Annotated in this window: 28 protein-coding genes and 4 pseudogenes; 17 read left to right on the top strand and 15 right to left on the bottom strand. The window is 68.9% G+C overall.

Annotation, left to right across the window (positions count from 1 at the left end):
- The 4 genes and pseudogenes from BN4348_RS36145 to BN4348_RS36130 form a co-directional block, all read right to left on the bottom strand.
- A pseudogene (locus tag BN4348_RS36145) lies at positions 1 to 228 on the bottom strand (protocatechuate 3,4-dioxygenase subunit alpha); the annotation flags it as partial.
- On the bottom strand, positions 221 to 976 hold the full coding sequence (gene pcaH, locus BN4348_RS36140; protein WP_066910152.1) for a protocatechuate 3,4-dioxygenase subunit beta: 756 nt from the start codon (positions 974 to 976) through the stop codon (positions 221 to 223). The pseudogene BN4348_RS36145 and the gene pcaH, both read right to left, overlap by 8 nt.
- A 59-nt stretch (positions 977 to 1,035) precedes the next feature.
- Positions 1,036 to 1,521, bottom strand: coding sequence for a hemerythrin domain-containing protein (locus tag BN4348_RS36135; protein ID WP_066910149.1), 486 nt, complete (start codon positions 1,519 to 1,521; stop codon positions 1,036 to 1,038).
- Complete coding sequence (locus BN4348_RS36130; protein ID WP_066910146.1) at positions 1,518 to 2,456, bottom strand: Rieske 2Fe-2S domain-containing protein; 939 nt, start codon at positions 2,454 to 2,456, stop codon at positions 1,518 to 1,520. Before BN4348_RS36130 ends, BN4348_RS36135 begins: the two co-directional genes overlap by 4 nt.
- 245 nt (positions 2,457 to 2,701) lie before the next feature.
- Here BN4348_RS36130 and BN4348_RS36125 point away from each other — a divergent pair, with 245 nt between their 5' ends.
- Genes BN4348_RS36125 through BN4348_RS36105 form a run of 5 tightly spaced genes read left to right on the top strand, consistent with a single transcriptional unit; the run spans position 2,702 to position 6,283 of the window.
- On the top strand, positions 2,702 to 4,036 hold the full coding sequence (locus BN4348_RS36125) for an aromatic ring-hydroxylating dioxygenase subunit alpha (RefSeq protein ID WP_372514271.1): 1,335 nt from the start codon (positions 2,702 to 2,704) through the stop codon (positions 4,034 to 4,036).
- Positions 4,033 to 4,557 carry a 3-phenylpropionate/cinnamic acid dioxygenase subunit beta gene (locus tag BN4348_RS36120; RefSeq protein WP_066910140.1) on the top strand — a complete coding sequence of 175 codons (525 nt, stop codon included), beginning with the start codon at positions 4,033 to 4,035 and terminating at the stop codon, positions 4,555 to 4,557. Before BN4348_RS36125 ends, BN4348_RS36120 begins: the two co-directional genes overlap by 4 nt.
- Positions 4,554 to 4,796 (top strand): dihydrodiol dehydrogenase, encoded by a 243-nt coding sequence (locus tag BN4348_RS36115; RefSeq protein WP_066910137.1) that lies wholly within the window; start codon positions 4,554 to 4,556, stop codon positions 4,794 to 4,796. Before BN4348_RS36120 ends, BN4348_RS36115 begins: the two co-directional genes overlap by 4 nt.
- A complete protein-coding gene (gene hcaB / locus BN4348_RS36110; protein WP_066910136.1) occupies positions 4,780 to 5,577 on the top strand; it encodes a 3-(cis-5,6-dihydroxycyclohexa-1,3-dien-1-yl)propanoate dehydrogenase in 798 nt (265 codons plus the stop codon). The genes BN4348_RS36115 and hcaB overlap by 17 nt, the downstream gene beginning before the upstream one ends.
- Positions 5,570 to 6,283: a class II aldolase/adducin family protein gene (locus BN4348_RS36105; RefSeq protein ID WP_066910131.1), complete on the top strand. Its 714-nt coding sequence runs from the start codon at positions 5,570 to 5,572 to the stop codon at positions 6,281 to 6,283. The genes hcaB and BN4348_RS36105 overlap by 8 nt, the downstream gene beginning before the upstream one ends.
- A 71-nt stretch (positions 6,284 to 6,354) precedes the next feature.
- Here the strand turns inward: BN4348_RS36105 and BN4348_RS36100 are convergent, their stop codons facing one another.
- The 3 genes from BN4348_RS36100 to BN4348_RS36090 all read right to left on the bottom strand — a co-directional run bounded on the left by BN4348_RS36100 (position 6,355) and on the right by BN4348_RS36090 (position 9,982).
- Positions 6,355 to 7,146: an IclR family transcriptional regulator gene (locus BN4348_RS36100; RefSeq protein ID WP_066910128.1), complete on the bottom strand. Its 792-nt coding sequence runs from the start codon at positions 7,144 to 7,146 to the stop codon at positions 6,355 to 6,357.
- Positions 7,147 to 7,166: 20 nt separating this feature from the next.
- Complete coding sequence (locus BN4348_RS36095; RefSeq protein ID WP_235852667.1) at positions 7,167 to 8,240, bottom strand: permease; 1,074 nt, start codon at positions 8,238 to 8,240, stop codon at positions 7,167 to 7,169.
- A 104-nt stretch (positions 8,241 to 8,344) separates the two neighbouring features.
- Positions 8,345 to 9,982, bottom strand: coding sequence for an acyl-CoA synthetase (locus tag BN4348_RS36090; RefSeq protein WP_066910125.1), 1,638 nt, complete (start codon positions 9,980 to 9,982; stop codon positions 8,345 to 8,347).
- A gap of 71 nt (positions 9,983 to 10,053) precedes the next feature.
- Between BN4348_RS36090 and BN4348_RS36085 the strand changes: the two genes are divergently transcribed.
- Positions 10,054 to 10,893 (top strand): SGNH/GDSL hydrolase family protein, encoded by an 840-nt coding sequence (locus BN4348_RS36085; RefSeq protein WP_066910122.1) that lies wholly within the window; start codon positions 10,054 to 10,056, stop codon positions 10,891 to 10,893.
- On the top strand, positions 10,890 to 11,555 hold the full coding sequence (locus BN4348_RS36080) for a DedA family protein (RefSeq protein ID WP_066910119.1): 666 nt from the start codon (positions 10,890 to 10,892) through the stop codon (positions 11,553 to 11,555). The genes BN4348_RS36085 and BN4348_RS36080 overlap by 4 nt, the downstream gene beginning before the upstream one ends.
- 12 nt (positions 11,556 to 11,567) lie before the next feature.
- Here the strand turns inward: BN4348_RS36080 and BN4348_RS36075 are convergent, their stop codons facing one another.
- Positions 11,568 to 12,188 (bottom strand): TetR/AcrR family transcriptional regulator, encoded by a 621-nt coding sequence (locus tag BN4348_RS36075; protein ID WP_066910116.1) that lies wholly within the window; start codon positions 12,186 to 12,188, stop codon positions 11,568 to 11,570.
- A 152-nt stretch (positions 12,189 to 12,340) separates the two neighbouring features.
- On the opposite strand from BN4348_RS36075, the gene BN4348_RS36070 reads away from it, so the two are divergent.
- Both BN4348_RS36070 and BN4348_RS36065 read left to right on the top strand, forming a co-directional pair.
- Positions 12,341 to 12,784: an anti-sigma factor antagonist gene (locus BN4348_RS36070; RefSeq protein WP_066910113.1), complete on the top strand. Its 444-nt coding sequence runs from the start codon at positions 12,341 to 12,343 to the stop codon at positions 12,782 to 12,784.
- Between the two features lies 1 nt (position 12,785).
- The gene (locus tag BN4348_RS36065; RefSeq protein WP_066910110.1) at positions 12,786 to 13,754 is read left to right on the top strand and encodes a glutamate--cysteine ligase; all 969 of its coding nucleotides are present in this window, start codon (positions 12,786 to 12,788) and stop codon (positions 13,752 to 13,754) included.
- On the opposite strand, the gene BN4348_RS36060 is transcribed toward BN4348_RS36065, so the two are convergent.
- From BN4348_RS36060 to BN4348_RS36050, 3 genes are read right to left on the bottom strand one after another with little or no spacing between them, the layout of a single operon-like run.
- Complete coding sequence (locus tag BN4348_RS36060; RefSeq protein WP_066910107.1) at positions 13,741 to 14,511, bottom strand: sulfite exporter TauE/SafE family protein; 771 nt, start codon at positions 14,509 to 14,511, stop codon at positions 13,741 to 13,743. The two genes, BN4348_RS36065 and BN4348_RS36060, sit on opposite strands and share 14 nt — an antisense overlap.
- 36 nt (positions 14,512 to 14,547) lie before the next feature.
- Positions 14,548 to 15,471: a catalase family peroxidase gene (locus tag BN4348_RS36055; RefSeq protein WP_066910104.1), complete on the bottom strand. Its 924-nt coding sequence runs from the start codon at positions 15,469 to 15,471 to the stop codon at positions 14,548 to 14,550.
- 17 nt (positions 15,472 to 15,488) lie between these two features.
- Positions 15,489 to 16,286: an SDR family NAD(P)-dependent oxidoreductase gene (locus tag BN4348_RS36050; RefSeq protein ID WP_211145688.1), complete on the bottom strand. Its 798-nt coding sequence runs from the start codon at positions 16,284 to 16,286 to the stop codon at positions 15,489 to 15,491.
- 226 nt (positions 16,287 to 16,512) lie between these two features.
- Between BN4348_RS36050 and BN4348_RS62715 the strand changes: the two are divergent.
- The 7 genes and pseudogenes from BN4348_RS62715 to BN4348_RS61155 form a co-directional block, all read left to right on the top strand.
- Positions 16,513 to 16,611: pseudogene (locus BN4348_RS62715) on the top strand (DUF2510 domain-containing protein); the annotation flags it as partial.
- Positions 16,612 to 16,842: 231 nt separating this feature from the next.
- Complete coding sequence (locus BN4348_RS61160) at positions 16,843 to 17,211, top strand: hypothetical protein (protein WP_142308646.1); 369 nt, start codon at positions 16,843 to 16,845, stop codon at positions 17,209 to 17,211.
- Positions 17,212 to 17,225: 14 nt separating this feature from the next.
- Positions 17,226 to 17,456 carry a hypothetical protein gene (locus BN4348_RS36040; protein WP_160040322.1) on the top strand — a complete coding sequence of 77 codons (231 nt, stop codon included), beginning with the start codon at positions 17,226 to 17,228 and terminating at the stop codon, positions 17,454 to 17,456.
- 489 nt (positions 17,457 to 17,945) lie between these two features.
- Positions 17,946 to 18,314 (top strand): hypothetical protein, encoded by a 369-nt coding sequence (locus BN4348_RS36035; RefSeq protein WP_142308646.1) that lies wholly within the window; start codon positions 17,946 to 17,948, stop codon positions 18,312 to 18,314.
- A 14-nt stretch (positions 18,315 to 18,328) separates the two neighbouring features.
- Positions 18,329 to 18,559 (top strand): hypothetical protein, encoded by a 231-nt coding sequence (locus BN4348_RS36030; protein WP_160040322.1) that lies wholly within the window; start codon positions 18,329 to 18,331, stop codon positions 18,557 to 18,559.
- 191 nt (positions 18,560 to 18,750) lie between these two features.
- Positions 18,751 to 20,292: a long-chain-fatty-acid--CoA ligase gene (locus BN4348_RS36025; protein WP_066910095.1), complete on the top strand. Its 1,542-nt coding sequence runs from the start codon at positions 18,751 to 18,753 to the stop codon at positions 20,290 to 20,292.
- Positions 20,293 to 20,408: 116 nt separating this feature from the next.
- Positions 20,409 to 20,606: pseudogene (locus tag BN4348_RS61155) on the top strand (MBL fold metallo-hydrolase); the annotation flags it as partial.
- Here the strand turns inward: BN4348_RS61155 and BN4348_RS36015 are convergent.
- The 4 genes from BN4348_RS36015 to mrf all read right to left on the bottom strand — a co-directional run bounded on the left by BN4348_RS36015 (position 20,601) and on the right by mrf (position 23,773).
- Positions 20,601 to 21,428, bottom strand: coding sequence for an enoyl-CoA hydratase/isomerase family protein (locus BN4348_RS36015; RefSeq protein ID WP_066910089.1), 828 nt, complete (start codon positions 21,426 to 21,428; stop codon positions 20,601 to 20,603). The pseudogene BN4348_RS61155 and the gene BN4348_RS36015 overlap by 6 nt on opposite strands.
- Before the next feature lie 48 nt (positions 21,429 to 21,476).
- The gene (locus BN4348_RS36010) at positions 21,477 to 21,770 is read right to left on the bottom strand and encodes a hypothetical protein (RefSeq protein ID WP_066910086.1); all 294 of its coding nucleotides are present in this window, start codon (positions 21,768 to 21,770) and stop codon (positions 21,477 to 21,479) included.
- A 513-nt stretch (positions 21,771 to 22,283) separates the two neighbouring features.
- The gene (locus tag BN4348_RS36005) at positions 22,284 to 22,577 is read right to left on the bottom strand and encodes a type B 50S ribosomal protein L31 (protein WP_066910083.1); all 294 of its coding nucleotides are present in this window, start codon (positions 22,575 to 22,577) and stop codon (positions 22,284 to 22,286) included.
- Entirely contained in the window at positions 22,577 to 23,773 is a 1,197-nt protein-coding gene (gene mrf / locus BN4348_RS36000; RefSeq protein WP_066910080.1) for a ribosome hibernation factor-recruiting GTPase MRF, read from the bottom strand. Before mrf ends, BN4348_RS36005 begins: the two co-directional genes overlap by 1 nt.
- A 111-nt stretch (positions 23,774 to 23,884) precedes the next feature.
- Here mrf and rpmB point away from each other — a divergent pair.
- Positions 23,885 to 24,037: pseudogene (rpmB, locus tag BN4348_RS60355) on the top strand (50S ribosomal protein L28); the annotation flags it as partial.
- Positions 24,038 to 24,117 lie beyond the last annotated feature (80 nt).

Here is a 24,117-nt window from a genome sequence, read left to right as displayed (position 1 = left end):
GCGGCGCAGCGAGCCCGCCGTCCGCGGGATGCGTCCGGCGCCGTCGCGCTGCCACAGTTCGACCAGCGCGTCCGGGACCGCCTCGCCGGCGCCGTCGTACACGGTCCCGTGCAACCGCACGGCGTGCGGATGCCCGTCGGCGACCAGATCGCTGTCACCGGGATACGGCAGCCCGAGGCCGAGGAAGGGGCCGACCGTTTGCCCTGGGGTGCAAGGCAATTCAGCCATCGCCTTCGGTCCAGGTGCGGTGGCCGCGGCATACCACGATGTCCCAGCGGTAGCCGGTTGCGTACTCCGGCTGGGTGAGGCCGTGGTCGTAGCGGGCGATCAGGCGCCCTCGTGCGGCGGGATCGGGAATCGATTGGAAGATCGGGTCCAGGTCGAACAGCGGGTCGCCCGGGAAGTACATCTGGGTGACCAGCCGTTGCGTGAAAGCCGTTCCGAAGACCGAGAAGTGGATGTGCGCGGGGCGCCAGGCGTTGTGGTGGTTGCGCCACGGATAGGGTCCGGGCTTGATGGTCAGGAAACGATAGGAGCCGTCGGGCCCGGTGAGGCAACGGCCGGCGCCGACGAAGTTCGGGTCCAGCGGGGCCGGGTGCTGGTCGCGTTGGTGGCGGTACCGGCCGCTCGCGTTGGCCTGCCAGATCTCGACCAGCTGTCCCGCCACCGGCCCGCCGGCGTCGTCGAGCACCCGCCCGGTCACGATGATCCGCTCCCCGAGCGGCTCGCCGGGATGGCCGGCCGTCAGGTCGGCGTCGAGCGGGCCGATCTCGTGGCTGCCGAAACACGGCCCCTCGAGTTCGAGTTCCTCCGGGTCGACGACCAGCGGCGGCCGCTTGGGGTGGCGCAGGGTGGTGCTGCGATAGGGCGGGTAATCGAGCCGCGGCTGCGTTGGATCCCCGGCGGTCTCACCGCGGCTCAGGGCGGCCATCTCCGCCGTGATGTCCTCCTGGGACGTGACAACCTCGGCGTTCATCAGCCGTGAGGCTACTCCCGATCGCGCGGCTAACCCCCCGTTAGCCGCGTGATCGCCCGCTAAAGCCCCCGTACCAGCGCCGCCCGGCCCTTGGTGCGCATCCGGTGCAGCGCGGAGCCGCGGTAGTGCTCCATCCTCGCGGCCATCTCGTTGCCCAGCTCCTCGAGCTCGGCGTCGGTGATCTTCACCTCGGGCGGCGCGGGAATCAGGTCGCGTTCCTCCTCGTCGGCGTGGGCCTCCAGCACCGTCTTGAAGGAGTTCCATTCGGCCTCGTAGCCCGGCGCGCTCTGCGGCGTCTTGAGCAGCACGGAAAGCTGGTCGACCACCTGACGATGCTCGGCGTGGGCGACCGCGATGAGCTTGGCGGCATCCTTGAGCGCCGGGTAGTACAGGTCGTCCTCGATGCGGAAGTGGATGTCGAGTTCGACCAGAAAGTCGTCGAAGAGGGCATGCCGCTCCTCGCTGTTCACCGGCGCCTCGCTGATCTTGCGGCCCAGCCCCTTGATCACGATGTGGTGCTCTTTCAAGACGTCATAGGCGTTCACTTCGCTACCTCCTCGGCACGCACCTCGACCATTCCGTCGATCAATCTGGCCTCGTAACACGGCAACGGGGCCGCCGCGGGGCCGCGCAAGACCTCCCCCGACTCGGTCGCGAACCACGAGCCGTGCCAGGGGCACACCACCCGGCCGCGATCCACCCAGCCGTCGGCCATCGGGGCAGCCAGGTGCGGGCAGAACTCACCGAACGCCGACACCTGCCCCGGGTTCGTTTGGCACACAACCAATCCCACGCCCTCGACCTCGACGCGCACCAGCTTGCCATTCAGCGCGCTCGCGGGCAGCACCGGCGTCCACTCCGTCCTGCGCAGCCGCTCACCGGACTGGTCGATGCCGATGCCGGACTCGAACACCAGGGCCCCGCCGAGATAGCTGCCGCCCAGCGTGATGGCGTAGCCGAGCGCCGTCAGGGCAATGCCGCGGACGTGCCGGCCCCGGCGGCGGTCCCACCAGGATTGCGCGTAGAGCGCCGTGGCGGCCAGGTTCACCAGCCCGTGCACCAGCCCCACCCGGCGCTCCTCCTGATGGGTGTGCTGCCAGTCGGTGGTGCCGGTGATCGCCGAACCGATGCTGGCCAGGATCCCCACCCCGAGCGCGCGGCTGGCAAACCGCGACGCGTCGCGGACCTCGCTGGGCCGCCGGCCGGGCAGCAGGCTGAGCGCGTCCAGCGCCACCGTCGTGCCCAGCGCCCCGCTGGTCAGCGAGGCCAGCGGCGGATGGACCGGGTGCCCGAGCCAGGCGCCGTGCAGCGCGTTGGTGACGGTGTCGCGCGCACCGCCCAGCGCGTTGTAGCCGAAGCTGAGCAGATGCTCGAATCGATAGCTCGGCCGATCCAGCCACTCCTGCCGCCCGATTGCTGACAGCACGCGCGGTCCGAGTTCCCGCAACCGAACGCCGGCCCCCCGGGACCGATCCACCATGACACCGTCCTTCCTCAGCTGCAGAGCCAAACGACGGCAATGCACGCAAACTCGGCGCCAATCCCCGTGCTACCTCGCGCTCACAAGCGCTCGGGATCCGACGTGACCACCGTAGCCGCGCGCCCTGAATCCTCAGTTGTCAGCCACCTGTGAGTTCGCCAAAAGGATGCTCCGAGGTCGCTGACCGTAAGCATCGACCGGGCGCACCGGCTGTCAGATTCTACTGGGCGGAATATAATTCTGTAGTGCAGAGGACGCCCGTGACGGATCTTCGTAACGTTTGCGACCACGTTCGGCGGGGACTCATCCCCGCCCACATCTACAACGACGAGGGATTGTTCGCGCTGGAGCGCGAGCGCCTGTTCGGCCGGGCGTGGACGTTCGTGGGCCACGAATCGGAGATCCCGCACGACGGTGACTATGTGGTGCGGCGGGTGCTCGACGACTCCTTCATCATCAGCAATCGCGCCGGCCACATCCGCGCCTTGTTTAACATGTGCTTGCACCGCGGCATGCAGGTGTGCCGCGCGGAGCTGGGCAACGCCTCCAATTTCCGCTGCCCGTACCACGGTTGGTCCTACCGCAACGACGGCCGGCTCGCCGGGCTGCCGTTCCACCGCGAGGCCTACGGCGGCGACGAGGGGCTGCCCCGGAGCGGCCAAAGCCTGCTTCCGGCACCGAATTTCGCGAGCTACAACGGCCTGCTGTTCATCAGCATGGACCCGGCCGCCGAACCGCTGGAGGACTTCCTCGGCGACTTCGGGTTCTATTTGGACTTCTACACCAAGCACAGCGCCGGCGGCCTGGAAGTGCGGGGCCCGCAGCGCTGGCGGATCAAGGCGAACTGGAAGATCGGCGCGGAGAACTTCGCCGGCGACATGTACCACACCCCGCACACGCACGCGTCGATCGTCGACATCGGCCTGTTCCGCGAGCCAAAAGCCCAGAAGCGCAAGGACGGAGCGACCTATTGGGCGCACCGCGGCGGGGGGACCACCTACAAACTTCCGCCCGGTGACTTCGACGAGCGGATGCGCTACGTCGGCTATCCCGACGAGATGATCGGCCGGATCAAGGAGGCCTGGACGCCCCAGCAGCAGCGGGTGGTCGGCGAGGACGGGTTCATGATCTCGGCGGCCACCTGTTTCCCGAACCTGAGCTTCGTGCACAACTGGCCGAAGTTGCCTGGGAGCGACCGGGTGCTGCCGTTCATCTCGATCCGGCTGTGGCAGCCCATCAGCGCGAACGAAACCGAGGTTTGCTCGTGGTTTGCGGTGGATTCCGCGGCTCCCCCGCAATACAAACGTGATTCGTACCAGGCATATTTGATGTGTTTCGGGTCCACCGGGATGTTCGAACAAGACGACGTGGAGAACTGGGTGTCGCTGACCACCACCGCGGGCGGTTCGATGGCGCGCCGCCTGCTGCTCAACAGCCGGATGGGGTTGCTTGCCGACGATCGCCCCGTCGTCGAGGCGCTGCCCGCCGAGTCGTTCCACGGGCCCGGCCGCGCGCAGGTCGGCTACAACGAGTACAACCAGCGCGCGTTGCTCGGGCTGTGGGCGGACTACCTACAATGAGAAAAGCGCTGCCGTGCCTGCCTTTTAGTGATGTTCGGCACCTCGAGGCGAACCAGTTCCTGGTCGACGAGGCCTACCTGCTGGACGCCCAAGACTACGAGGCGTGGCTGGACACGCTGACCGACGACGTTCGCTACATGATGCCGGTCCGGGTCACGACGGCACGCGGCGCGGGCTTCGACACGTCACCGGGGATGGCGCACTTCGACGAGGACAAGTACTCGCTGAGCCAGCGGGTCGCGCGCTTCGCCACCGAGCACGCGTGGACCGAGGATCCGCCGTCGCGGCTGCGGCACTTCGTCACCAACGTGCGCACTTTTGTCGAAGACGACATCCACCTAGCCGTCGAATCGGCCGAACTGCTGTTTCGCAGCCGCGGCGACGTCAACGAGAGCGCGCTGGTGTCCTGCGGCCGCGAGGACCTGCTGCGGCGGTGCGACGATCGCTGGAAGCTGGCTCGCCGCACCATCTTCGTGGACGAGTCGGTGTTGCGGATGCAGAATTTGGCGGTGTTCCTGTGAACGAATCCATCACGGTGGCAAACGAATTCGCCGAAGTCGAGGTGCGGCGGGTGGACACCCGCAACGGGACGCGGCTGCTGATCAGCGCACCCAAAACCGGGCGGTCGATCAGCCTGGACGCGCTCGAACTGGAGGCGCTGACCTGGCAGAACGCCCGCACGCTGGCGACCATGGTCGGCAGGTGCGGCGCGCCGCTGCTGCCCGACGAGGCGGAGGGCGGCGATGACCGGATGGCTTGAGGGCAAGCGCGCCCTGATCGTCGGCGCCGGTTCGGGGATCGGCCGCGCCGTGCTGGACGCGTTTCGCGCCGAGGGCGCCAAAGTCGCGGCCCTGGAACGGGATTGCGGCAAATGCGAGCGGTTGCGCGACGAATTGCCGGACGTCCCGGTGATCGACGGCGACGCCATCACCCGAGCGGCCAACGCCTGCGCCGTCGGCGCCGCGGTGGGCGCCTTCGGCGGGCTGGACACGCTGGTCAACTGCGTCGGAGTCTTCGATTTCTCTCGGGGCATCGGCGATATCGACGACGAGGCGCTCTCGCCAGCGTTCGACGAGATGTTCCGCACCAACGTGCTGAGCCACCTGCAGTCCGTCAAGGCGGCCCTCCCCGCGCTGCGGGCCGGCACCGGGTCGTCGATCGTCTTGTGCGAGTCCACATCGTCGTACCAGCCCGGGCGCGGCGGCGTGCTCTACGTGTCGTCGAAGTTCGCCGTCCGCGGGCTGGTGGCGACGCTGGCTCACGAACTCGCGCCACAGATCCGGGTCAACGGCGTGGCACCGGGCGGCACGCTCAACACCGACCTGCGCGGCCTCGCCAGCCTGGGCCTCGACGGCGTCCGCCTCGACGACACCCCCGACCGCGCGCGCGACATGGCGGCGCGCACCCCGCTCAACGTCGCGCTCACCGGCGCGGACCACGCCTTCAGTTTCGTCTTCCTCGCCTCCGACCGATCCCGCGGCATCACCGGCGAAACCGTCCATCCCGACGGCGGATTCGGGCTGGGGGGCCGACATGCTTGAGGAGCAACGCGCCCTGGTAGCGCGGGGCTGCCGGGTCGCGGCAGCGCGCGGTTTGGTCGACGGCGTCCTGGGTCATCTGAGCCTGCGCGCCGACGACGAGCGCCTGCTCGTGCGGTGCCGAAGCGACACCGACACCGGGGTGGCGTTCACCCGGCCCACCGACGTCCGGCTCGTCACGTTCGATGGAACCGCGGGCGCCGCAGGCGAACTCGACGGCTACCGGGTGCCCAACGAGCTGCCCATCCACGTCGAAACCCTGCTGTCCAACCCGGACTACCGCGCCGTCGCGCATCTGCACCCGCCCGCCGTCGTCGCCGCCGACCTCGCGGATATCGCCATCCGGCCGATCTACGGGGCCTACGACATCCCCGGCGCGTGGCTCGCGCGCGGCGGTTTGCCGGTCTACGAACGTTCCGTGCTGATCCGAACCTCCGCGCTGGGCAAGGAGATGGTGGCGGCGATGGGCGGCCGGTCGGTGGTGATCCTGCGCGGGCACGGGATCACCAGCGCCGCAGGCACTGTTCAGCAGGCCGTGCTGCAGGCGATCGGCGTCGACGCGCTGGCGCGGATGTCGTTGCGGGTGCGCGCGGCCGGCGGCACGCTGCGCGACATCGACGAACGCGATTGGGATGACCTGCCGGACCTGGGATCCGGCCTCAATGTCGAGGCCGCCTGGCGGCACGAGGTCGCACGCTTGAACGGCTGACAGCCGATGTCACAGGTTCATATCCGGCGCGCGACGTCTTCCTGCGGCCGGAGATCCCACACCGGACATTCTCAGCCGAGCTGATCGCCAATCTCCTTGGCCGCCTTGACAAGCGCGGCCGCCACGGCTGGGTGCTGGGGGCCGTCCAGCCGGTTCTGCGGTGCCGCCGCGTTGAGCGCCAGCCGCAGGCCCGGGGCGCGGGTGGGGATGGGCACGGCCACCGAGGCGACGCCCTCCTCGCTCTCCTCGCGATTGACGGCGTAGCCCCGCTCGCGGATGCGGGACAGCTCGGCCTCCAACTCGGTGCGGCTGCCGATCGACTGGGGGGTGACGCGTTCCAGCTCCTCGTCCGGAAACAATTGGCGCAGTTCGGCTTCCGCGAGCTGGGCCAACATCACCTTGCCCGTCGAGGTGCAGTGCGCCGGCATGGTCCGTCCCAGCCGGGAGGCCACCCGGACCGCGGCGGGGCCCTCGACCGCGGCCACGAAATGGACGTTGGCGCCGTCGAGCATGCCGACGTGAATCGTCTCCCGCAGTTGTTCGCTGAGGCCGCGCATGATCGGCGCGGCGCAGCGCTGAATGTCGAGGCGCCCCAGGATCGCGAACGCCACGCCGGTCAGCGAGGGGCCGGGCAGGTACGCCTTGGACACCGGGTCTTGCCGGACGAACCCGCGGTAGTTCAGCATCGCCAACAGCCGATGCGCGGTCGACGGCGCGACACCGAGGTAACGGGTGGCCTCCGTCAACCGGATCTCGGGCCGCTCACCCAGCAACAGCAGGAGCCTCAGCGCGTTGTCGACCGACTCGATCGGGTACTGGGGCGCAAGCGAATCGGCGGCGTCCTGCTGCCTCTTGTTCGCCATGACAGTGACGGTACCGCGATTCAGAGCGCGCTCAGGACCGTCGCGCCGATCAGGCCCGCCACGATCACCGCGCAAGTGGTGGCCGCGGTGGCCTTCCATCCGAAGCTGCGTGCCACCATCGCCGCACCCGGGGCGCTGACCGCAGGGAGGGTGATCAGCAGCGCACCAAGCGTTCCCGTCGAGGCCCCGAGCAGCGCCAGCCCCTGCAGGATCGGAATCTCCGCCGCTGTCGGGATGACGATCAGCGTGCCGACCGCCGCCGCGAGGACGACGATCAGCAGGCCGTGGTGCGGGGATCCGGTCAGGGTCAGCAGCCAGCCCCGGAACGCCCCGACCAGGAGCACCATGACCGCGTACTCGGGCAACAGAAATAGACACAACCGCAGCAGCGCCCGCACGAAGACGCCGGGCCTCGCCGCCGGCCCGCCGTCACCGGAAGGGGCGACGGACTCGGCGGGCGGTTGCCCGCCGCCCCCAGTGACCAGCCCGACCGTCGCCGCCACACCAACCACGGCGGCGACGCCGACCACCATCCTGGTCAGCGTCCACTGCCACGGCGCCACAAAGGCCAAGAACACCAGCACCGCAGGGTTGAGCAATGGATTCCCGAGCCAGTAGGCGACGGCGGCGACGCGCCCGACGCCGTTGCGCCGCAACGTCACCGCCACCGGGGCGGCGCAACACGTGCACATCATCGACGGCATGCCGACGACCCCGCCGGCCAGCGCGCTCGAGATCACGCCGCGCCGGTTCAACACGCGTGGCAACCACGATCGCGGCAGCAACGCCTGTACCGACGCGCTGATTAGCAGCGCCACCAGCAGCGCCTGCCAAATCGCCAAGAAGTAGGCGTGAAAGAACGTCGTCGCGGCGTGCCAGGTGGGGCCGTCCCCGGTGCGCACCCCGCCGATGGTGAGAATGTTCGACGCCGACCAGTGATGCGTCCGCCGGGCGCGCAGGGCTTTGGCCGCGTAGGGCATCCACTTGGCCCACATCAGCCCCGCCACGAACACGGCCAGCGTCACGGCGGCACCGAGTGCGACGACCGGGCGCCCCGGTGTGCGAATCGCGTTGACACTCCATTGCTCGGCCACGGCCACCGAGGCTAACTCAATTGCCGCACCAGCCACGGCGGGGGCAGGGCACACGCCATATCCTTTCCCCGGGAGGCCATTGTGTCGGATGGGGCACCGCAGGCTCAACTACCCTGTGCCACTTGCTCTTTCGCCCAGCGGTAGTCCGCCTTGCCGGACGGCGAGCGCCGCAGCCGGTCGCAGAAGACGATCGCCTTCGGCAGTTTGTACCGCGCGATATGGCGGGCGGCCTCGGCGATGATGCTGTCGGGATCGGCGGAGGCGCCGTCGGAGAGCTGGACCAGCGCGACGACTTCGTTGCCCCACCGGGCGCTGGGCCGGCTCGTCACCACGACGTCGTACACGTCGGGGTGCTCGGCGATCGCGGCCTCGACCTCCTCGGCGAAGATCTTCTCCCCGCCGGAGTTGATGGTGACCGAATCGCGGCCGAGCAGCTCGATCTGGCCGTCGGCGTGCCAGCGGGCCCGATCGCCGGGCACCGAGTGGCGGATGCCCTCGATCACCGGGAACGTGCGCGCCGTCTTGTCCGGATCACCCAGGTAGCCCAGCGGTATCGGCCCCTGCTGGGCCAGCCAGCCGATCTGGTCTTCGCCCGGCGACAGGATCCGGGTCAGGTCCTCGCTGACCACCACCGCCCCCGGGTTCGGGGCGAAGCGGCCGGTCGCGCCCTGCAGCCGGCTGGACGCCTGGATCATCTGTGCGCCGGATTCCGACGCCCCGCCCGCATCCACGATCGTCACCTGAGGCAGCAGCTCGACGAACCGCTGCTTGAGCGGGGCGCTGAGCGCGGCCCCACCGGTGACCAGCGCCAGCAGCCCGGACAGGTCGTAGTCGCCGGCCTCGAGTTCGTCGGCCAGGGGCCGACCGAAGGCGTCGCCGACCATCGACAGCGACATCACCCGTTCGCGGCTGGCCAGCGCCAGCGCCTCGGCCGGGTCGAAGTGGGTGGTCGTCGGCGCCATCACGAACGGCCGGCCGCCGCAGAGACTGATGAAGGCCGCCCACTGGGCGGCGCCGTGCATGAGCGGCGCCAGGGTCATCGAACCCGGTCCCTGCAGCCGCGATCGCTCGACGATCTCCTCCAGGCTGCCCACCACCTCACCGGTGCCCAGCGTCCGCCCGCCCATGGCGTTGACATAGATGTCGTGCTGCCGCCACAGCACCGCCTTGGGCATGCCGGTGGTGCCGCCGGTGTAGAGCACGTACAGGTCGTCCGGCGACAACGAGAGGTCGAGCGGCTCGTCGGACACCGACCCGAGCAGGTCCTCGTAGCGCACCGCCCCCGGCAGCGGGTCGTTGCCCGACCCGTCGTCGACGTGGATCAGCCGCACGGGACCGGGCATCCTGACCAGCGCCTCGGCCAGCGTCGGCGCGAACCGCGCGTGATACACGACCGCGTCGGCGCCGGCGTTGCCGAGCAGGTACACCAGCTCGTCGGCGACGTAGCGGTAGTTGACGTTGAACGGGGCGACCCGCGCCCCGTAGGCGCCGAGCATCGCCTCGACGAATTCGTTGCAGTTGGCCAGGTACAACCCGAGGTTGCTCTGCCCCGATTCGTACGGCGCCAGCTCCGCGCGTTCGCGGTGCGCGCCCAGCCCCCAGCCGTGCAGCGCCCGGGCGAACCGCCGGGCGCGCTCGGCGGTTTGCGCGTAGCTGAAGCGCCGATCGCCGAACACGATGCAGTCCCGGTCGGGGTTGGCCGCGGCGACCGCACCGAACACCTGGGCAAGGTTGAATTCCACAGACTCTCCTCACGGCGAACCAGCGCCACGCTACAACGACGGAAGCGGGATTAGCGGTTAGTCTCGGCATCGTGTGCGGGGCTACACAGACCGGATACGGCCGATACGTCGCCATCGGGGACAGCCAGACCGAGGGGTTGTGGGACGGCAACGACGCGATCGGCTGCCTCGGGTTTGCCGATCGGCTCGCGGCCATGATCGACGCCCGCTACCCCGGTTTGCACTACGCCAACCTGGCGATCCGCGGCAAGCTGGTGGCCGACGTGCTGCGCGAACAGGTTCCGCCGGCGCTGGCGATGCAACCGGATTTGATCACCGTGTGCGTCGGGATGAACGACGTGATCCAGCCGGGGAATTCGTTTGGCCGCGCCCTGGACAAGCTGGAGCATGTTTACGCCGCGCTCGCCGGATCGGGCGCGACGGTGGTGACCACCACCTTCCCCAACGTCGCGCAATTCCTCCCGCTCGGCCGGCTGGTGTCCGGGCGGCTCGCCCGCATCAACGACGCCATCCGGGCGGCCGCCGCCCGCTACGAGTTCAGGCTCGTGGACCTCTACAACGCGGCCTCGATGCGGGACCTGGACACGTGGGACGTCGACCGCGTGCACGCGTCCACCAAGGGGCACATCCTGTTCGCCGCGGCGGCCGCCGAGGCGCTCAATTTGCCTGGCAGCAACCATGATTGGGCCGAAGCGAGCGGCAGCCCGACGCGCCTGTCGTTCCAATCCCGCACGTACGGCCAGCTGCGCTGGACGCAGCAGAAATTCATGCCGTGGGTGTGGCGACGGCTGCGCGGCATGTCTTCCGCCGACGGGCGGGTGCCCAAGCGTCCGCGGCTGGAACCCCTCAGCACGCCGAGCGCGGAGATTACGGCGCGGTTCGTGCGCCGGTCAGGCATCCTTGACCCATGAATCTGGAGGCTTTGCTGCAGTCCATCCCGCCACTGCTGGTCTACCTGGTGGTCGGCGGCGTGGTCGGGATGGAAAGCCTCGGCATACCTCTTCCGGGCGAGATCGTCCTGGTCAGCGCGGCGCTGATGTCGTCGCATCACGACCTGGCCGTCAACCCGGTCGGGGTCGGCGTCGCCGCGGTGATCGGCGCCGTGATCGGCGACTCCATCGGCTACGCGATCGGACGGCGGTTCGGCATGCCGCTCTTCGAGCGGCTCGGCCGGCGCTTCCCCAAACACTTCGGGCCCGGGCATGTCGCGCTAGCCGAGAAGCTGTTCAACCGCTGGGGAGTTCGGGCGGTGTTCTTCGGCCGGTTCATCGCGCTGCTGCGGATATTCGCCGGGCCGCTGGCCGGCGCGCTGAAGATGCACTACCCGCGGTTCCTGGCGGCCAACGTCTCCGGCGCCGTCTGCTGGGCGGGTGGCACCACCGCGTTGGTGTATTTCGCCGGCATGGCCGCCGAACGCTGGATGGAGCGGTTCTCCTGGGTGGCGCTGGTCATCGCGATCGTGTGCGGCCTGATCGCCGCCTTCGCGTTGCGCGAGCGCACCTCGCGGGCCATCGCCGAACTCGAGGAAGAGCACTACCGCAAAACCGGCACCACCGCCGCCGACGCCGCCTGAGGTCTCAAGGGGCTAACCCACCGCCTCGCCGATGTCCTCCGACGCCGCCGGCCGGTGCTCCTCGATGAGCGCGCAGGCCATCTTGCGGGCGCGCAGGGCGGCATCCACGTCGCCCACCGCCGCGAGCACGATCGCGCCCTTCATCAGGATGTGCCACGACGAAGCGAAGTCCTCGACGTCGACGAGCCCCGCGGCTACGGCGCGCTGGCGAACGATGTCGCGGACGTGGTCGATGTGGACGATGCAGGCCCGGCCGGCCGGATGATCGACCCCCAACTCCAGCAACACGTTGATGAACGAGCAGCCCTCGTAGCCGTCGCGAAGCTGAAACCAGTCGTGCATGACGTCGAAGATGGCGAGCAACTGTTCCTCGGGCGTGGCGCCCCGCTGCCGCGACTGCTCCTCGATCAGCCCGTGGGTCCACACCTGTTCGCGCCGGCGCAGCACGGCCAGGACGAGGTCGTCCTTGGTCGCGAAATGACGGTAGAGGGTGGCCCTGGCCACGCCGGCCCGCTCGATCACCTCGTCGGTGCCGACAGCGCGGATCCCACGCCGGCTGAAGAGCTCATACGCCGCGGCCAGGATCCGTTCCCGGGCCGAGCTGCCCGGCGTCAAGACATCATGGCTGGTCATACGGGCCTTACCATACTCTTAACTCCCGCCAGGTAGACAGACCGCCCTGTCTCGTTATACAAAAGAGATTCGCACGTTGCGAAGAATTCGTCTTAAGTCAGCAGGACGGGCACCATCCCGACGCCAAGCGTCGGTCGATTAGGGGGTCCATCATGAGTCCGGTTATCGTTGCGGAACCGATGTCCAGTCCACCACCTCTCACGCTCAGCACGCGGCTGGTGTACGAGCTCGGCGATCCACACAGCACGCTGCGGGCGACCACCGACCGCAATGGCGCGGCGGTCCTCATCAACGCCGGCGGCGAGGTCGACGCCTGCAACGAGCACACCTGGCGCCAGCTGGTCAGCGAGGCCGCCAGTGTGGTCATCGCGCCCGGACCCTTCGTGGTCGACGTCACCGGGTTGACTTTCATGGCCTGCTGCGCCTTCGCGGTCCTGGCCGAGGAGGCGCACCGGTGTCGAGACCGCGGCATCGAGTTGCGCCTGGTGAGCCACGCGCCGATCGTCACGCGACTCGTCGACGCCTGCGGGCTGAACGCCGTGCTGCCCATCTACCCGAGCGCGGACGCCGCGCTCGGGTCGGCCGCTCGCTGGTGAGCTGAGCGACTCCCCGAGTTCCGGGCCAACTTTCGCGCCCACCGTCGGTGTGGAGGAGGAGTTCCTCCTCGTTGACCCGCGGACCGGCGAACCGGCCCCCCGCNAGGCCGCCGAGGCCGCCGGCGTCCGGCTGCTGGCCTCGGGCCTCCCGCCGGCCACGCCGCACGAGTTTCCCGTCACCGACACCCCGCGCTACCGGCGGATTGGTGCCGAGTTCGGGATGATCGCCCACGAGCAGGGCATCTGCGGATGCCATGTCCACGTGCAGGTGCCCGACCGCGCGGCCGCCATCCACGTCAGCAACTGGCTGCGGCCGTGGCTGCCGTCTTTGCTTGCGCTGTCGGCGAATTCGCCGGTGTACCGCAACGCCGACAGCGGCCACGCGAGCTGGCGCAGTGTCTTGTGGCGCCGCTGGCCGGCCGCCGGGCCGCCACCGTTCTTTCCCTCGCCCGACGACTACGACCGCGCGGTGCGCATGCTGGTCGACACCGGGGTGATCCTGGACCCCGACATGATCTATTGGGACGTGCGCGCGTCGGCGGACTTTCCGACGGTCGAGGTCCGGGTCGCCGACGTGCCGGCCACCGTCGAGGAGACCGTGCTGCTGGCGACGCTGATCAGGGCCGCGGTGATGACGGCGCTCGACGCTCGCGACGACGGTGACGTGCTGGGGCGCCTGCCGCCCGGCGCGCTGCGGGCGGCGTACTGGAAGGCCGCCCACGACGGGCTCGCGGGGCACACCCTGGATTTGATCCACGGCCGCGGGGCGGTGCCGGCGCGCGAGCAGCTCGGCGCGCTGGTGCAGCGGGTGCGCCCGGCGTTGGAAGCGCTCGGCGAATACCACCGCGCGGCAACGGGACTCGACCGCGTCGTGGCGCGCGGCAACGGGGCGATGCGGCAGCGGCAGGCGTGGCAACAACGCCACGATGTGCTGGACGTCGTCGCCGAGGTCACCGTCAAGCCACGCTGAGCAGGCGGTAGAGCCCGATCAGGCCGACCAACACGATGGTGGAGCGCAACGCGGTCGGCGAGAGCCGCCGGCCATAGCGCGCCCCGACCAGCCCACCGATCAGCGAGCCCGCCGCGATGAGCCCGGCCACCGGCCAGCTGATGCGCTGGCATGCCACCAGCGAGTAGCTCACCGCCGCAACGACATTCACCAACAACGTCAGCAGGTTCTTGGCCGCGTTCATGCGCTGCACCGATTCGGGCAGCAGCGCCCCCATCATGCCGACCATCAGGATCCCCTGCGCGGCGGTGAAGTAGCCGCCGTAGACGCCGATCGCGAACGTCCCGAACACCAGCACGGCCATCCGACCCGGCGTGATGTGCTCGGGTGAACGCCCCGCTTCTTCGGCGCGCCGGGCGGCCCACGACTGCAGCTTCGGCCCGACCACCACCAGCACCAACGCGAGCACCAGCAGCCCCGGCACGATCGCGGTGAACACCGTCGCGGGCAGATGCAGGAGCAGGAAGGCGCCCAGCACCGCGCCGGCCAGCGACGCGGGGATCTGCCACCGCAGCCGGTTCCATTGCCCCGCCAGCTCGGCGCGGTACCCCCAGGTGCCCGACACGCTGCCCGCCACCAGGCCGACCGCGTTCGACATGGTGGCGGTGACCGGCGGGTAGCCCAGGGCGACGAGGGTCGGGAACGTGACGAGGGTGCCCGATCCGACCAGGGCGTTGATGGCGCCGGCGCCGAACCCGGCCAGGGCGATCAAAACCATATGGGAGAGCAGCACTTCCGAAGAGCTTAGCCGCCGTCAGATCTGAGGCGCCTCGCGGCCGCGGTCCACGCCGGTGCGCAGCTTGACCGACGCCGAATACGCGAGGCTGCGGAAGCGCAGCACCGGATCGTCGGAGGGCTCGATGCCGTCGGTCACGCGCATCGGGTCGAACACGACGATGTCGCCGCCGTGCTCGCGCTGCGTCTCGAGGCCGTCGATCGCGAGCATGCCGACGGTGGCGATCTGCGTGCTGTCCCAGGCCGCGGACGGGTCGACCGTCGAGTCGCCCGGCCCGGCGATCTGCACGCGCAGGTCGAACCGCACCGGCCCGCCGGCCAGGCGCGCGTTCAGCTCCTCGGTCAGGAAGTCGGGCCCGTCGCCCTCGCTGGCCGGCCGCTTTTCCGCCACGACCGGAACCCAGTGGTAGCGAACGAATCTGGCGCTGCCGTCGGCGGCGATCCAGCGGAAGGCGTGCAGGCCGTGGTATTCGATGGTGGCGTAGCTCGCCGGGACCTTGTTGGCCTCGCGCAGGACGGGCAACGCGCCGAGCAGCCGCGGGTGGGTCAGGAAGTACTTGGCCATGCGCAGCGGCGCCGTCAGGCCCGGCCGCATCGCTTTGAGCAGGTCGACGAACCCGTCCGGTGTGCTGGAGACGAACAGCCGGGCGGTCTGGGCCGACACGTCGGTGGTGGACCCGTCGGGCAGCGTGAACTTCACCGCCATGCCGCGTACCCCGGGCAGGCCGTCACGCTGCTTCGGGTTGCCCGAGCCGTTGGAGAACCGGATCAGCGCCGGGACGGTCGAGCCGTCGAGGTGCTTGGCGCGCGACAGCCCGGACGCCTCGGGGCTCGCGGTGAACGTCCCGCGGTACAGCATGCCTTTGGCGTGCAGGGCGCGACAGCCCGGCTGCGCGCCGCCGGTGCCTCGGATTGCGTCGATCGCCTCGTCGGGAGTGACCATGCGCGAATCTTAAGGCGCTACTGCGGGAAGCCGAAGAGTTTGACGACACCGTGATCGCGACCGGCGGTGTAGCCGCCGTCAACGGCGATGGCCTGGCCGCTGACGAACGAGGCGTCGGGCGACAGCAAAAACGCCGCCATCGCCGCCACCTCCTCGGGCCGGCCCAGCCGCTGCAAAGCATGCTCTTCGGTGATCGACGCCAGCGGTCCCTCCATCCCGGGCAGGCCGAAAACGTTGTGGGCCATCGGGGTTTCGATGAAGCCGGGGCAGATGGAGTTGGCGCGGATGCCGCTCGGCCCGTAGTCCAGCGCGATGTTCTTGGTCAGCAGCACGACGCCGCCCTTGGCCGCGTTGTAGGAGCTGCCGCCGGCCGTGCCCTCCAGGCCCTCGATGCTGGCGACGGTGACGATCGAACCGCGTTCGCCGTCGACGCGGGGCTGCTCGATCATCCTGGCCAGGGCCGCCTTGGCCATCAGGAAGGTGCCGGTGAGGTTGATGCCGATCACCCTGTCCCATTCGGTGCGGTCGAGCAGGTGGACGGGGCCGCCGCCGGCGACGCCCGCCGCGTGGAAGAGCCCGTCGAGGCGGTCGGGCACCGCGGCCAGCACCCCCGCGATGGCGGCCTCGTCGGTGACGTCGGCGGTCACGAAGTGGAAGTCGGCCCCCAGATCGGGCGGGGCGGCCACGTCGGCGCCGATGACGGTGCCGCCCTCGGCCAGCAGCCGCCGCGCGGTGGCCAGGCCGATGCCCGACGCCGCGCCCGTCACGACGAAGGTCCGGGAGCGGGCGCGATCGGCGTTGACCATGGCAGTCATGGTGGCACACGGGTGTGCGCCCCGGGTTCGGCGATACCGGATCGGTAACCGGATCAAGCCACCCGCAAAAAGGCTATGTGATTGACGTCACAACCTGCGAGACTTTCCATGGTGGTCCCTATGGACTTCCGAACAATGCCGACGGACGCGGCCGGCGCGGACGCCAAGGATCTTCCAAGCCGCTGCCCGGAGCATTTGCGTGACCGCCCTGAGGAAGGCAACGAACATGACGACGCCCGCCGGCTGGTACGACGATCCGGAAAACTCGACTGCACAACGTTATTGGGATGGTCAGAACTGGACTCCGCACCGTCAGCGAAAGAACACGGCCCCGACGGCGCCCGACCACGCGCCGCCGGTGCCCCCGCCCCCACCACAGACGCCTCCCCCGCCGCCCGAGCCCGCCGGGGTACCGAACCCGTGGGAGCAAGTCCGCCCCCGTGTGAATAAGGCGCGGGACGATGGTCGGCAGTTTTGGTCTCGCCAGCCTCGGCAACGCAAGGTCGCCTTCGTCGTCGCGGGCGCCGCCGTTGCCATCGTCGCCGCCATAATCTTCTTGACAGCCGGACCCTTCGGCGGCGGAAGCCGTGCCGTGGACAAGTCTTCGCAGTCCTACAAGATGGGCCTGGACAGCGCCACCCATGGCGACGCCGAGATGGCCGCCTTCGGATACTTCAGCCTCACTGAATTGCAGAACGTGGGGCCGGTCTCGCACCAGGAGGCGTGCGAAAAGGCGTTCAACTCCGACAACAACCCATTGACCCGGCCAGACGGGGGGCTCAACAAGACGGACTACATCGCTGGCTGCATGGACGGGCTCGACCAGAACGCCAAATCGCGCAACGCAAGCAACCCCAATACGGTGGTGCCGCCGTCGAAGAAGGGCCCCAATGGTGCCACGGTTCCCAATAGGCCGGGCTCGTGAGGCGCAAGATCGCGGTGAACAAGCCGCTCGCCGCCGTGGTTGTTGCCATCGTGGCGTCGGTGATCACGGCGGTCTTCGTCTACGGCCTTTCGGCCGACGGCGCAGCTCTTTTCGTGCTCTTGAAAGCGACGGTGCTGGGTGCAGGACTGCTCTTGGCCTGGCTGTCGGTGAGACGAGCGCGACGACGGAACTCGGATGACGAGCTGGACTCCGAGGTCGGCGAGGTCGGCGAGGTCGGCGAGTAGCGGCTCAGCTTGCGCGGAACCAGCCCTGCCAGGCGGCAATCCCTGTGGCGCAGCCTCTTTGACCGGAGCCGATTGGCATGGCGCACCGACGCCCGTGTGCGACCACGGCGTTAATAGTGAGCGGGTGGCGGAACAGCGGCCGAATCTCCACCCCCTCTGCACACGCAAAGACCTCAGGGCACACNCGATCCGGAAAACTCGACTGCACAACGTTATTGGGATGGTCAGAACTGGACTCCGCACCGTCAGCGAAAGAACACGGCCCCGACGGCGCCCGACCACGCGCCGCCGGTGCCCCCGCCCCCACCACAGACGCCTCCCCCGCCGCCCGAGCCCGCCGGGGTACCGAACCCGTGGGAGCAAGTCCGCCCCCGTGTGAATAAGGCGCGGGACGATGGTCGGCAGTTTTGGTCTCGCCAGCCTCGGCAACGCAAGGTCGCCTTCGTCGTCGCGGGCGCCGCCGTTGCCATCGTCGCCGCCATAATCTTCTTGACAGCCGGACCCTTCGGCGGCGGAAGCCGTGCCGTGGACAAGTCTTCGCAGTCCTACAAGATGGGCCTGGACAGCGCCACCCATGGCGACGCCGAGATGGCCGCCTTCGGATACTTCAGCCTCACTGAATTGCAGAACGTGGGGCCGGTCTCGCACCAGGAGGCGTGCGAAAAGGCGTTCAACTCCGACAACAACCCATTGACCCGGCCAGACGGGGGGCTCAACAAGACGGACTACATCGCTGGCTGCATGGACGGGCTCGACCAGAACGCCAAATCGCGCAACGCAAGCAACCCCAATACGGTGGTGCCGCCGTCGAAGAAGGGCCCCAATGGTGCCACGGTTCCCAATAGGCCGGGCTCGTGAGGCGCAAGATCGCGGTGAACAAGCCGCTCGCCGCCGTGGTTGTTGCCATCGTGGCGTCGGTGATCACGGCGGTCTTCGTCTACGGCCTTTCGGCCGACGGCGCAGCTCTTTTCGTGCTCTTGAAAGCGACGGTGCTGGGTGCAGGACTGCTCTTGGCCTGGCTGTCGGTGAGACGAGCGCGACGACGGAACTCGGATGACGAGCTGGACTCCGAGGTCGGCGAGGTCGGCGAGGTCGGCGAGTAGCGGCTCAGCTTGCGCGGAACCAGCCCTGCCAGGCGGCAATCCCTGTGGCGCAGCCTCTTTGACCGGAGCCGATTGGCATGGCGCACCGACGCCCGTGTGCGACCACGGCGTTAATAGTGAGCGGGTGGCGGAACAGCGGCCGAATCTCCACCCCCTCTGCACACGCAAAGACCTCAGGGCACACTCGGTGTGTGGAACACACGCACACCGATGCCTCGACCGAGACGCTCGCCGGGTTCGTCGAGCGGCACGCCCGGCGGCGGCCCGACGACATGGCGATGCGCTTCGGCGATCGGCAGTGGTCGTGGGCCCAGTGGGCGGCGCGGATTCGGCGTGCGGCCGGGGCGCTGCGTGAGGCCGGCGTGCAGCGGGGCCAGTGCGTGGCATTCCTGGACAAGAATCACCCGGCCTGCCTGGAAATCCTGTTCGCCGCCGCGTCCATCGGCGCGGTGACCACCGTCGTCAACTGGCGCCTGTCCGGCGACGAGCTCGCCCACGTGCTCGACGACAGCCGCCCCCGGCTGCTGTTCGTCGGCGCCGAACTGCGTGCGGCGGTCGACGGGCTCCCCGGCGTCGAACGCGTGGTCGTTGTCGACGACGAGTACGAATCGCTGCTCGTCGCGGCCTCGCCCGCGCCGGCCGAGGAGGTCGACGAGAGCGAGACGGCGCTGGTGATCTACAGCTCCGGCACCACGGGCAGGCCCAAGGGTGTCTTGCTGAGCCAGCGCGCCCTGGCCAACCACGCGGCCAACCTCGCGCCGGCTTTCCCGTTCGGCGACGGCGACGCAAACCTGGTCTGCATGCCCCTTTTCCACGTGGGGGGAATCGGCTATGCGCTGTTCGGCATCCGGGCCGGTGCGCCGACGATCATGACCCGGGAGCCCGATGCCGCCGCCCTGATCGGGGCGGTGCGGGACGGCGCGACGCACGCGTTCTTCGTGCCGCCCGTGATCGCGCGGTTCCTTCAGGCCGGCGAGACGGCGAGCGCGGCGATCGCGGGCCTGCGCTACATCGTGTACGGCGCCGCCCCCATGCCGTTGCCGTTGCTGCACCGCGCGCTCCAGACCTGGCCGAAGACGAGCTTCGTCCAGGTGTACGGGCAGACCGAGCTGTGCGGGGCGGTCACCGCGCTCGGCGACGCCGACCACCGCGACCCCGACCGGCCCGGCCTGCAGCTGTCGGCCGGAAAAGCCGTGCTGGGCTGCGAGATTCGGATCGTCCACCCCGAGACGGGCGACGTGCTGCCGCCCGGTGAGCCGGGCGAGATCTGGGTGCGCAGCAACCAGAACATGACCGGCTACCTGAACCGGCCCGAGGCGACCGCCGAGACGATCACCGCCGACGACTGGGTGCGCACCGGCGACATCGGGCGCCTGGACGCCGACGGCTACGTCTACATCGAGGACCGGCTCAAGGACATGATCATCACCGGCGGCGAGAACGTGTACGGGCCGGAGGTCGAGAGCGTGCTGATCGAGCACCCCGCCGTCGCCGACGCCGCGATCATCGGCGTTCCCGACGACTACTGGGGCGAGTCGGTCAAGGCGATCGTCGTCCCCACCGGCGAGGTCGACGCGAACGACATCATCGCGTTCTGCCGCCGGCACCTGGCCGGCTACAAATGCCCGCGGACGGTCGATTTCGTGCCGTCGCTGCCGCGCAACCCGAGCGGCAAGATCCTCAAAACCGCGCTGCGTGAACCGTTTTGGCAAGGCCGGGTGCGCAATGTTTGACGCTCGGCGACGCGAATTCGCGGTCACGGTGCTAGGCGGCCCGACGACCGTCGTCGATATCGCGGGTCGCCGCCTGGTGATGGACCCGACCTTCGATCCGCCCGGCGAGCACGCCTACNCGGCCGTTGACGCTGACCTCGGCGCGCGCGGCCGCCGCCGCCGAGGTGCTGGGCGCCGAGGTGGTGATCCCGGCCCACGTCGACGGCTGGGCCCACTTCACCGAGGGCGCCGACGAATTCGCCGCGGCCTTCGACGCCGCCGGGATCGGCGACGTGTTGCGGGTCGCCCCCCACGGCGAGTGGATCGACCTATAGCCGTCCCTCGGCGCGCAGCTCCGGATGCACCCAGTCCGGCGAGCGCCGTTCCTTGAACGCGCGGAAGCCCTCCCGGGCCTCGGCGTCGCTGAGGCTGGCGGTCATGCCGATGCGGTCATACAGCCCGAGGTAGCTGTCGATGCTGGACTTGATCACGCCGCGGGCGCGCGGCGCGGTCCGGCAGGCCTGCGCCAGCAGGTCTTTGGCCGCGGCGAGCAGAGTCCCGTGGGCCACCACCCGCGTGACCAGGCCCCAGTCGAGGGCTTCGGCCGCGGTGAGCACCCGCCCGGTGAACATCAGGTCGCGGGTGCGGACCGGCCCGATGAGGCGGGCCAGCATCTGGCTGTAGTAGGTGTCGGCGTAGCCGCGGAACAGCTCCGGCACGCGGAACGTGGCCCGCTCGCTGACCACGGACAGGTCGCTGCACAGCGCGATCTGCATGCCGCCGCCTTGGCACAGCCCGTTGACCGCGCAAACGACGGGCTTGGCCGAGGTCCGCACCGCGTCGAACGGCGTGACGTCCATGCCCAGCGCCGAGCCGAAGGTCATCCAGTCGTCGGTGCCTCCCCCGCCGCCCATGTCGCCGCCGGGCGCGAAGATGTCGCCGGTCCCGGTGATCAGCAGCCCGGCCAGGTCCGGATCCTCGTTGAGGCGCCCTACGGCGCAACGGATTCCGAAGTACATCGCCGGCGTGAAGGCGTTCTTGGCTTCCGGGCGGTCGATCGTGCACACCGCGATCGGCCCCTGGCGCTCGAATCTCAGGTACGGAGTGCCCAGCCAATCGCCTTCGGGAGGGCGGGGACCGCTGTCCGGTGTCGCCACGGGGCTCCTCTCGACGGCGCAACATCGCGCCCCCAGACTGTAACGCCCCTATGCGTATTGCAGCGTGGCGGTTCGGATGGTCTGCGCGGTGTCGTCGACCAGGCTGGCCAGCTGGTTTTGCAGGGCGGTCGTCGCCTCGCCCACGGATTTGTCGCAGAAGCGGCAGTGAATCGTGAACTGCGGCTGGTCCTGCTCATCCGGCCAGAACCGGCGGGTACCGACCTGGGCGCCGGGGTCGTACTGGACGGCCTGATGCGGGGCCTCCTTGAGGATCCTGCCCACCGGGTGGCGCTGCGGGCATTCGAGTTTCAGCACGCCGATCCCCTCCTGATTGGCTGCCATCGTCCACCGTCCTTACACACTGAAAGGTTGTCGGGTTAGGAGTAGTCGATCACGATTTCGTGGGGGATGCTCGGGTTCCGGCTCGGCTACACATGCCGGCTGAAAATTAGGCCTGAAGTGCAAGGATTCCGGTGGTCCCGGCTGGGATCGAACCAGCGACCTTCCGCGTGTGAAGCTGAGGCGAAGTCAGAAGCCAGGCGTTCATGCTGGTCAAGCCGGACGAATTGGACCACCGCCGGCTGATAGGGCCGCTCCCCCGTCGGGGGACCCTACGGCGATGAGTAGGTCTGAGCCGAAAGCGCCGGCGGATACGTCGGCCTTCCCTGGGCTGATGTAACCCAAATGCCTCGCGACTTAGGCTCTTTCTGCGGTGTGGTCAAAAGCCTGGGCCCGTGGCTTGACCTGCTTGGCGTACTCCTCGCGCTCGCCGCAGCGTACGGGGGTTTGTTGTGGTCGGCGACGAAAAGATTTCCGTCGCCGACCTTCGCGCCAGCTTCGCGGTCGATCCGGGTTTCAGTGTGCGGCTTCTGCGTCCGGTTTGGGTGTGGACGGTTGCCGGCTGCCGTAGCGGCGGTGGAATTTCTCCACTTGTCCGGCGCTGTCGACGATGCGGCGGCTGCCGGTCCAGAACGGGTGCGAATCCGCGGTGACTTCGACGACGACAAGTGGATAGGTGCGCACCCCGCCCGGTGTCTCCCAGTCGATGGTGCGCGAACTGGTGAGGGTCGATCTGGTCAGGAACATCGCACCGGTGGTGGCGTCTTGGAAGACGACGGGGTGGTAATCGGGGTGGATTCCGGGTTTCATCATCGTTCTCCGTGCTGGGTGTGGTGGGCAGGCGTGTCTTCGTCATCTTCGGCTGGTGCTTCGCAGGGGTCTTCGTGCCAGTCGCCGAACGGATCGTGGTAGCCGATCCAGTCCTGCGGGGTGCGAAGCTCGTCGTTCGTGAGCAGCGCTCCATGGAGGGCGTGGAGGATTTCGGCGGGGTGGGCGCTGTACACCAGGACGGTCATCGCGGTGTGCCGATCTCCGTAGCGGTCGTCCCATGCCAGCTCCGCGAAAAGGCGGCGCTCTGCATCGATGTCGGCAAGCTCAGGGCCGGTTAGGGCGGCCAGCCATTTGCCGGCCGAACTGACCCGCAATCCGCCCCCGGCCGATTCCAACCACATCGCCTGCTCGGGTTGGCTGGCCAACCACAGCCGTCCCCGGGTTCGGATCACACCGTCGAGCAACACGTCCAGACACGCGTGCAGACGCTGCGGATGGAAGGGGCGCCTGGCAGTGAACTCGACCAGTTTGACTGGACCTCTGGAATCCAGGGGTGGGTGTCCGGCCAGCAACGGACCGTGCGGGTCGTCGCTTTCGCCTCGCCGCGCATCGACGAATAGATTGTCCAACGCTTGCCCGATGCCCTCGGCGCCCACGTGAATCCGTGCGCGCGGTGACAGCCGGCGTAGCACGGCAGCCGCGATCGGATTAGGGCGGTTGAGCACGACCACGTCGGCGAACTCGGCCTGTCCGACCACCACCTGAGCGCGGGTGCGCCCGTCATCGAGTTCGGCGTCGCCCAGCGCCTGGCTCAGCCACACCGATGAATCGACACAGGTCACCACCGCCGCGATCGACACATCCAGGACCGCCGGCCCGTCGACATACCCTGGCGCCACGCGGATTCGGACATGGTTGATGGCCACGCAGATCGGTTCGGGTTCCAGCCACGGCGCCAGGTGCACCACAATGCGATCCACGTCGTCGCGGCGGTGCAGCTGACGCAACAGCACAAGGAGATCGTTGCGGATGGTGCACGACACGCAGCCATGCGCGAGTTCGAGGCCAGTCTCCGTAGTGGTCAACACGCCGTGCTGGAGCATCACCATCGTCCGGCGCACCACATGCCCGTCGAAACGATGCTCGACGACCAACGTCCCGGGGGTGCGCAGCAACGTCCCCACGACCGGGTCCGTGTCGGTCTGGCCGGCAACCAGGATGACGGGTGTCCGCATCAGTCCCCTTGTTGGTAATCATTTTCATTAGAGCTACTGGTACGGTACGGTCTCCGACAGGGCCTGTCGAAAATCATTTTCAATAAGGCTGACAGGGTCCGGGACGGAACAGTGTCTGCTCATTGCCAAGTGAACGGCCGGGCACCGGGTTTTGGTAACTCGGTGTCGCATTCACATCGCCGAACTCGTCGGCGCCGGTCACCCAACATCCAGCTCAAGACGTACTACCTGCCCTCGGAGGGCCGCCGGATTCGGCTGCAGGTCAAGCGTTGTCTCGGTCTGATGACGGGTCGACCTGTTCGGCGCAGGGCAGCGATATGGACGGCGCTGAGCACCGCCGCGGT

Source organism: Mycobacterium interjectum (assembly GCF_900078675.2).
GTDB lineage: Bacteria > Actinomycetota > Actinomycetes > Mycobacteriales > Mycobacteriaceae > Mycobacterium > Mycobacterium interjectum.
The sequence above is the reverse complement of the archived record's forward strand: the minus strand, read 5'-3'. Positions and strand labels throughout refer to the sequence as shown.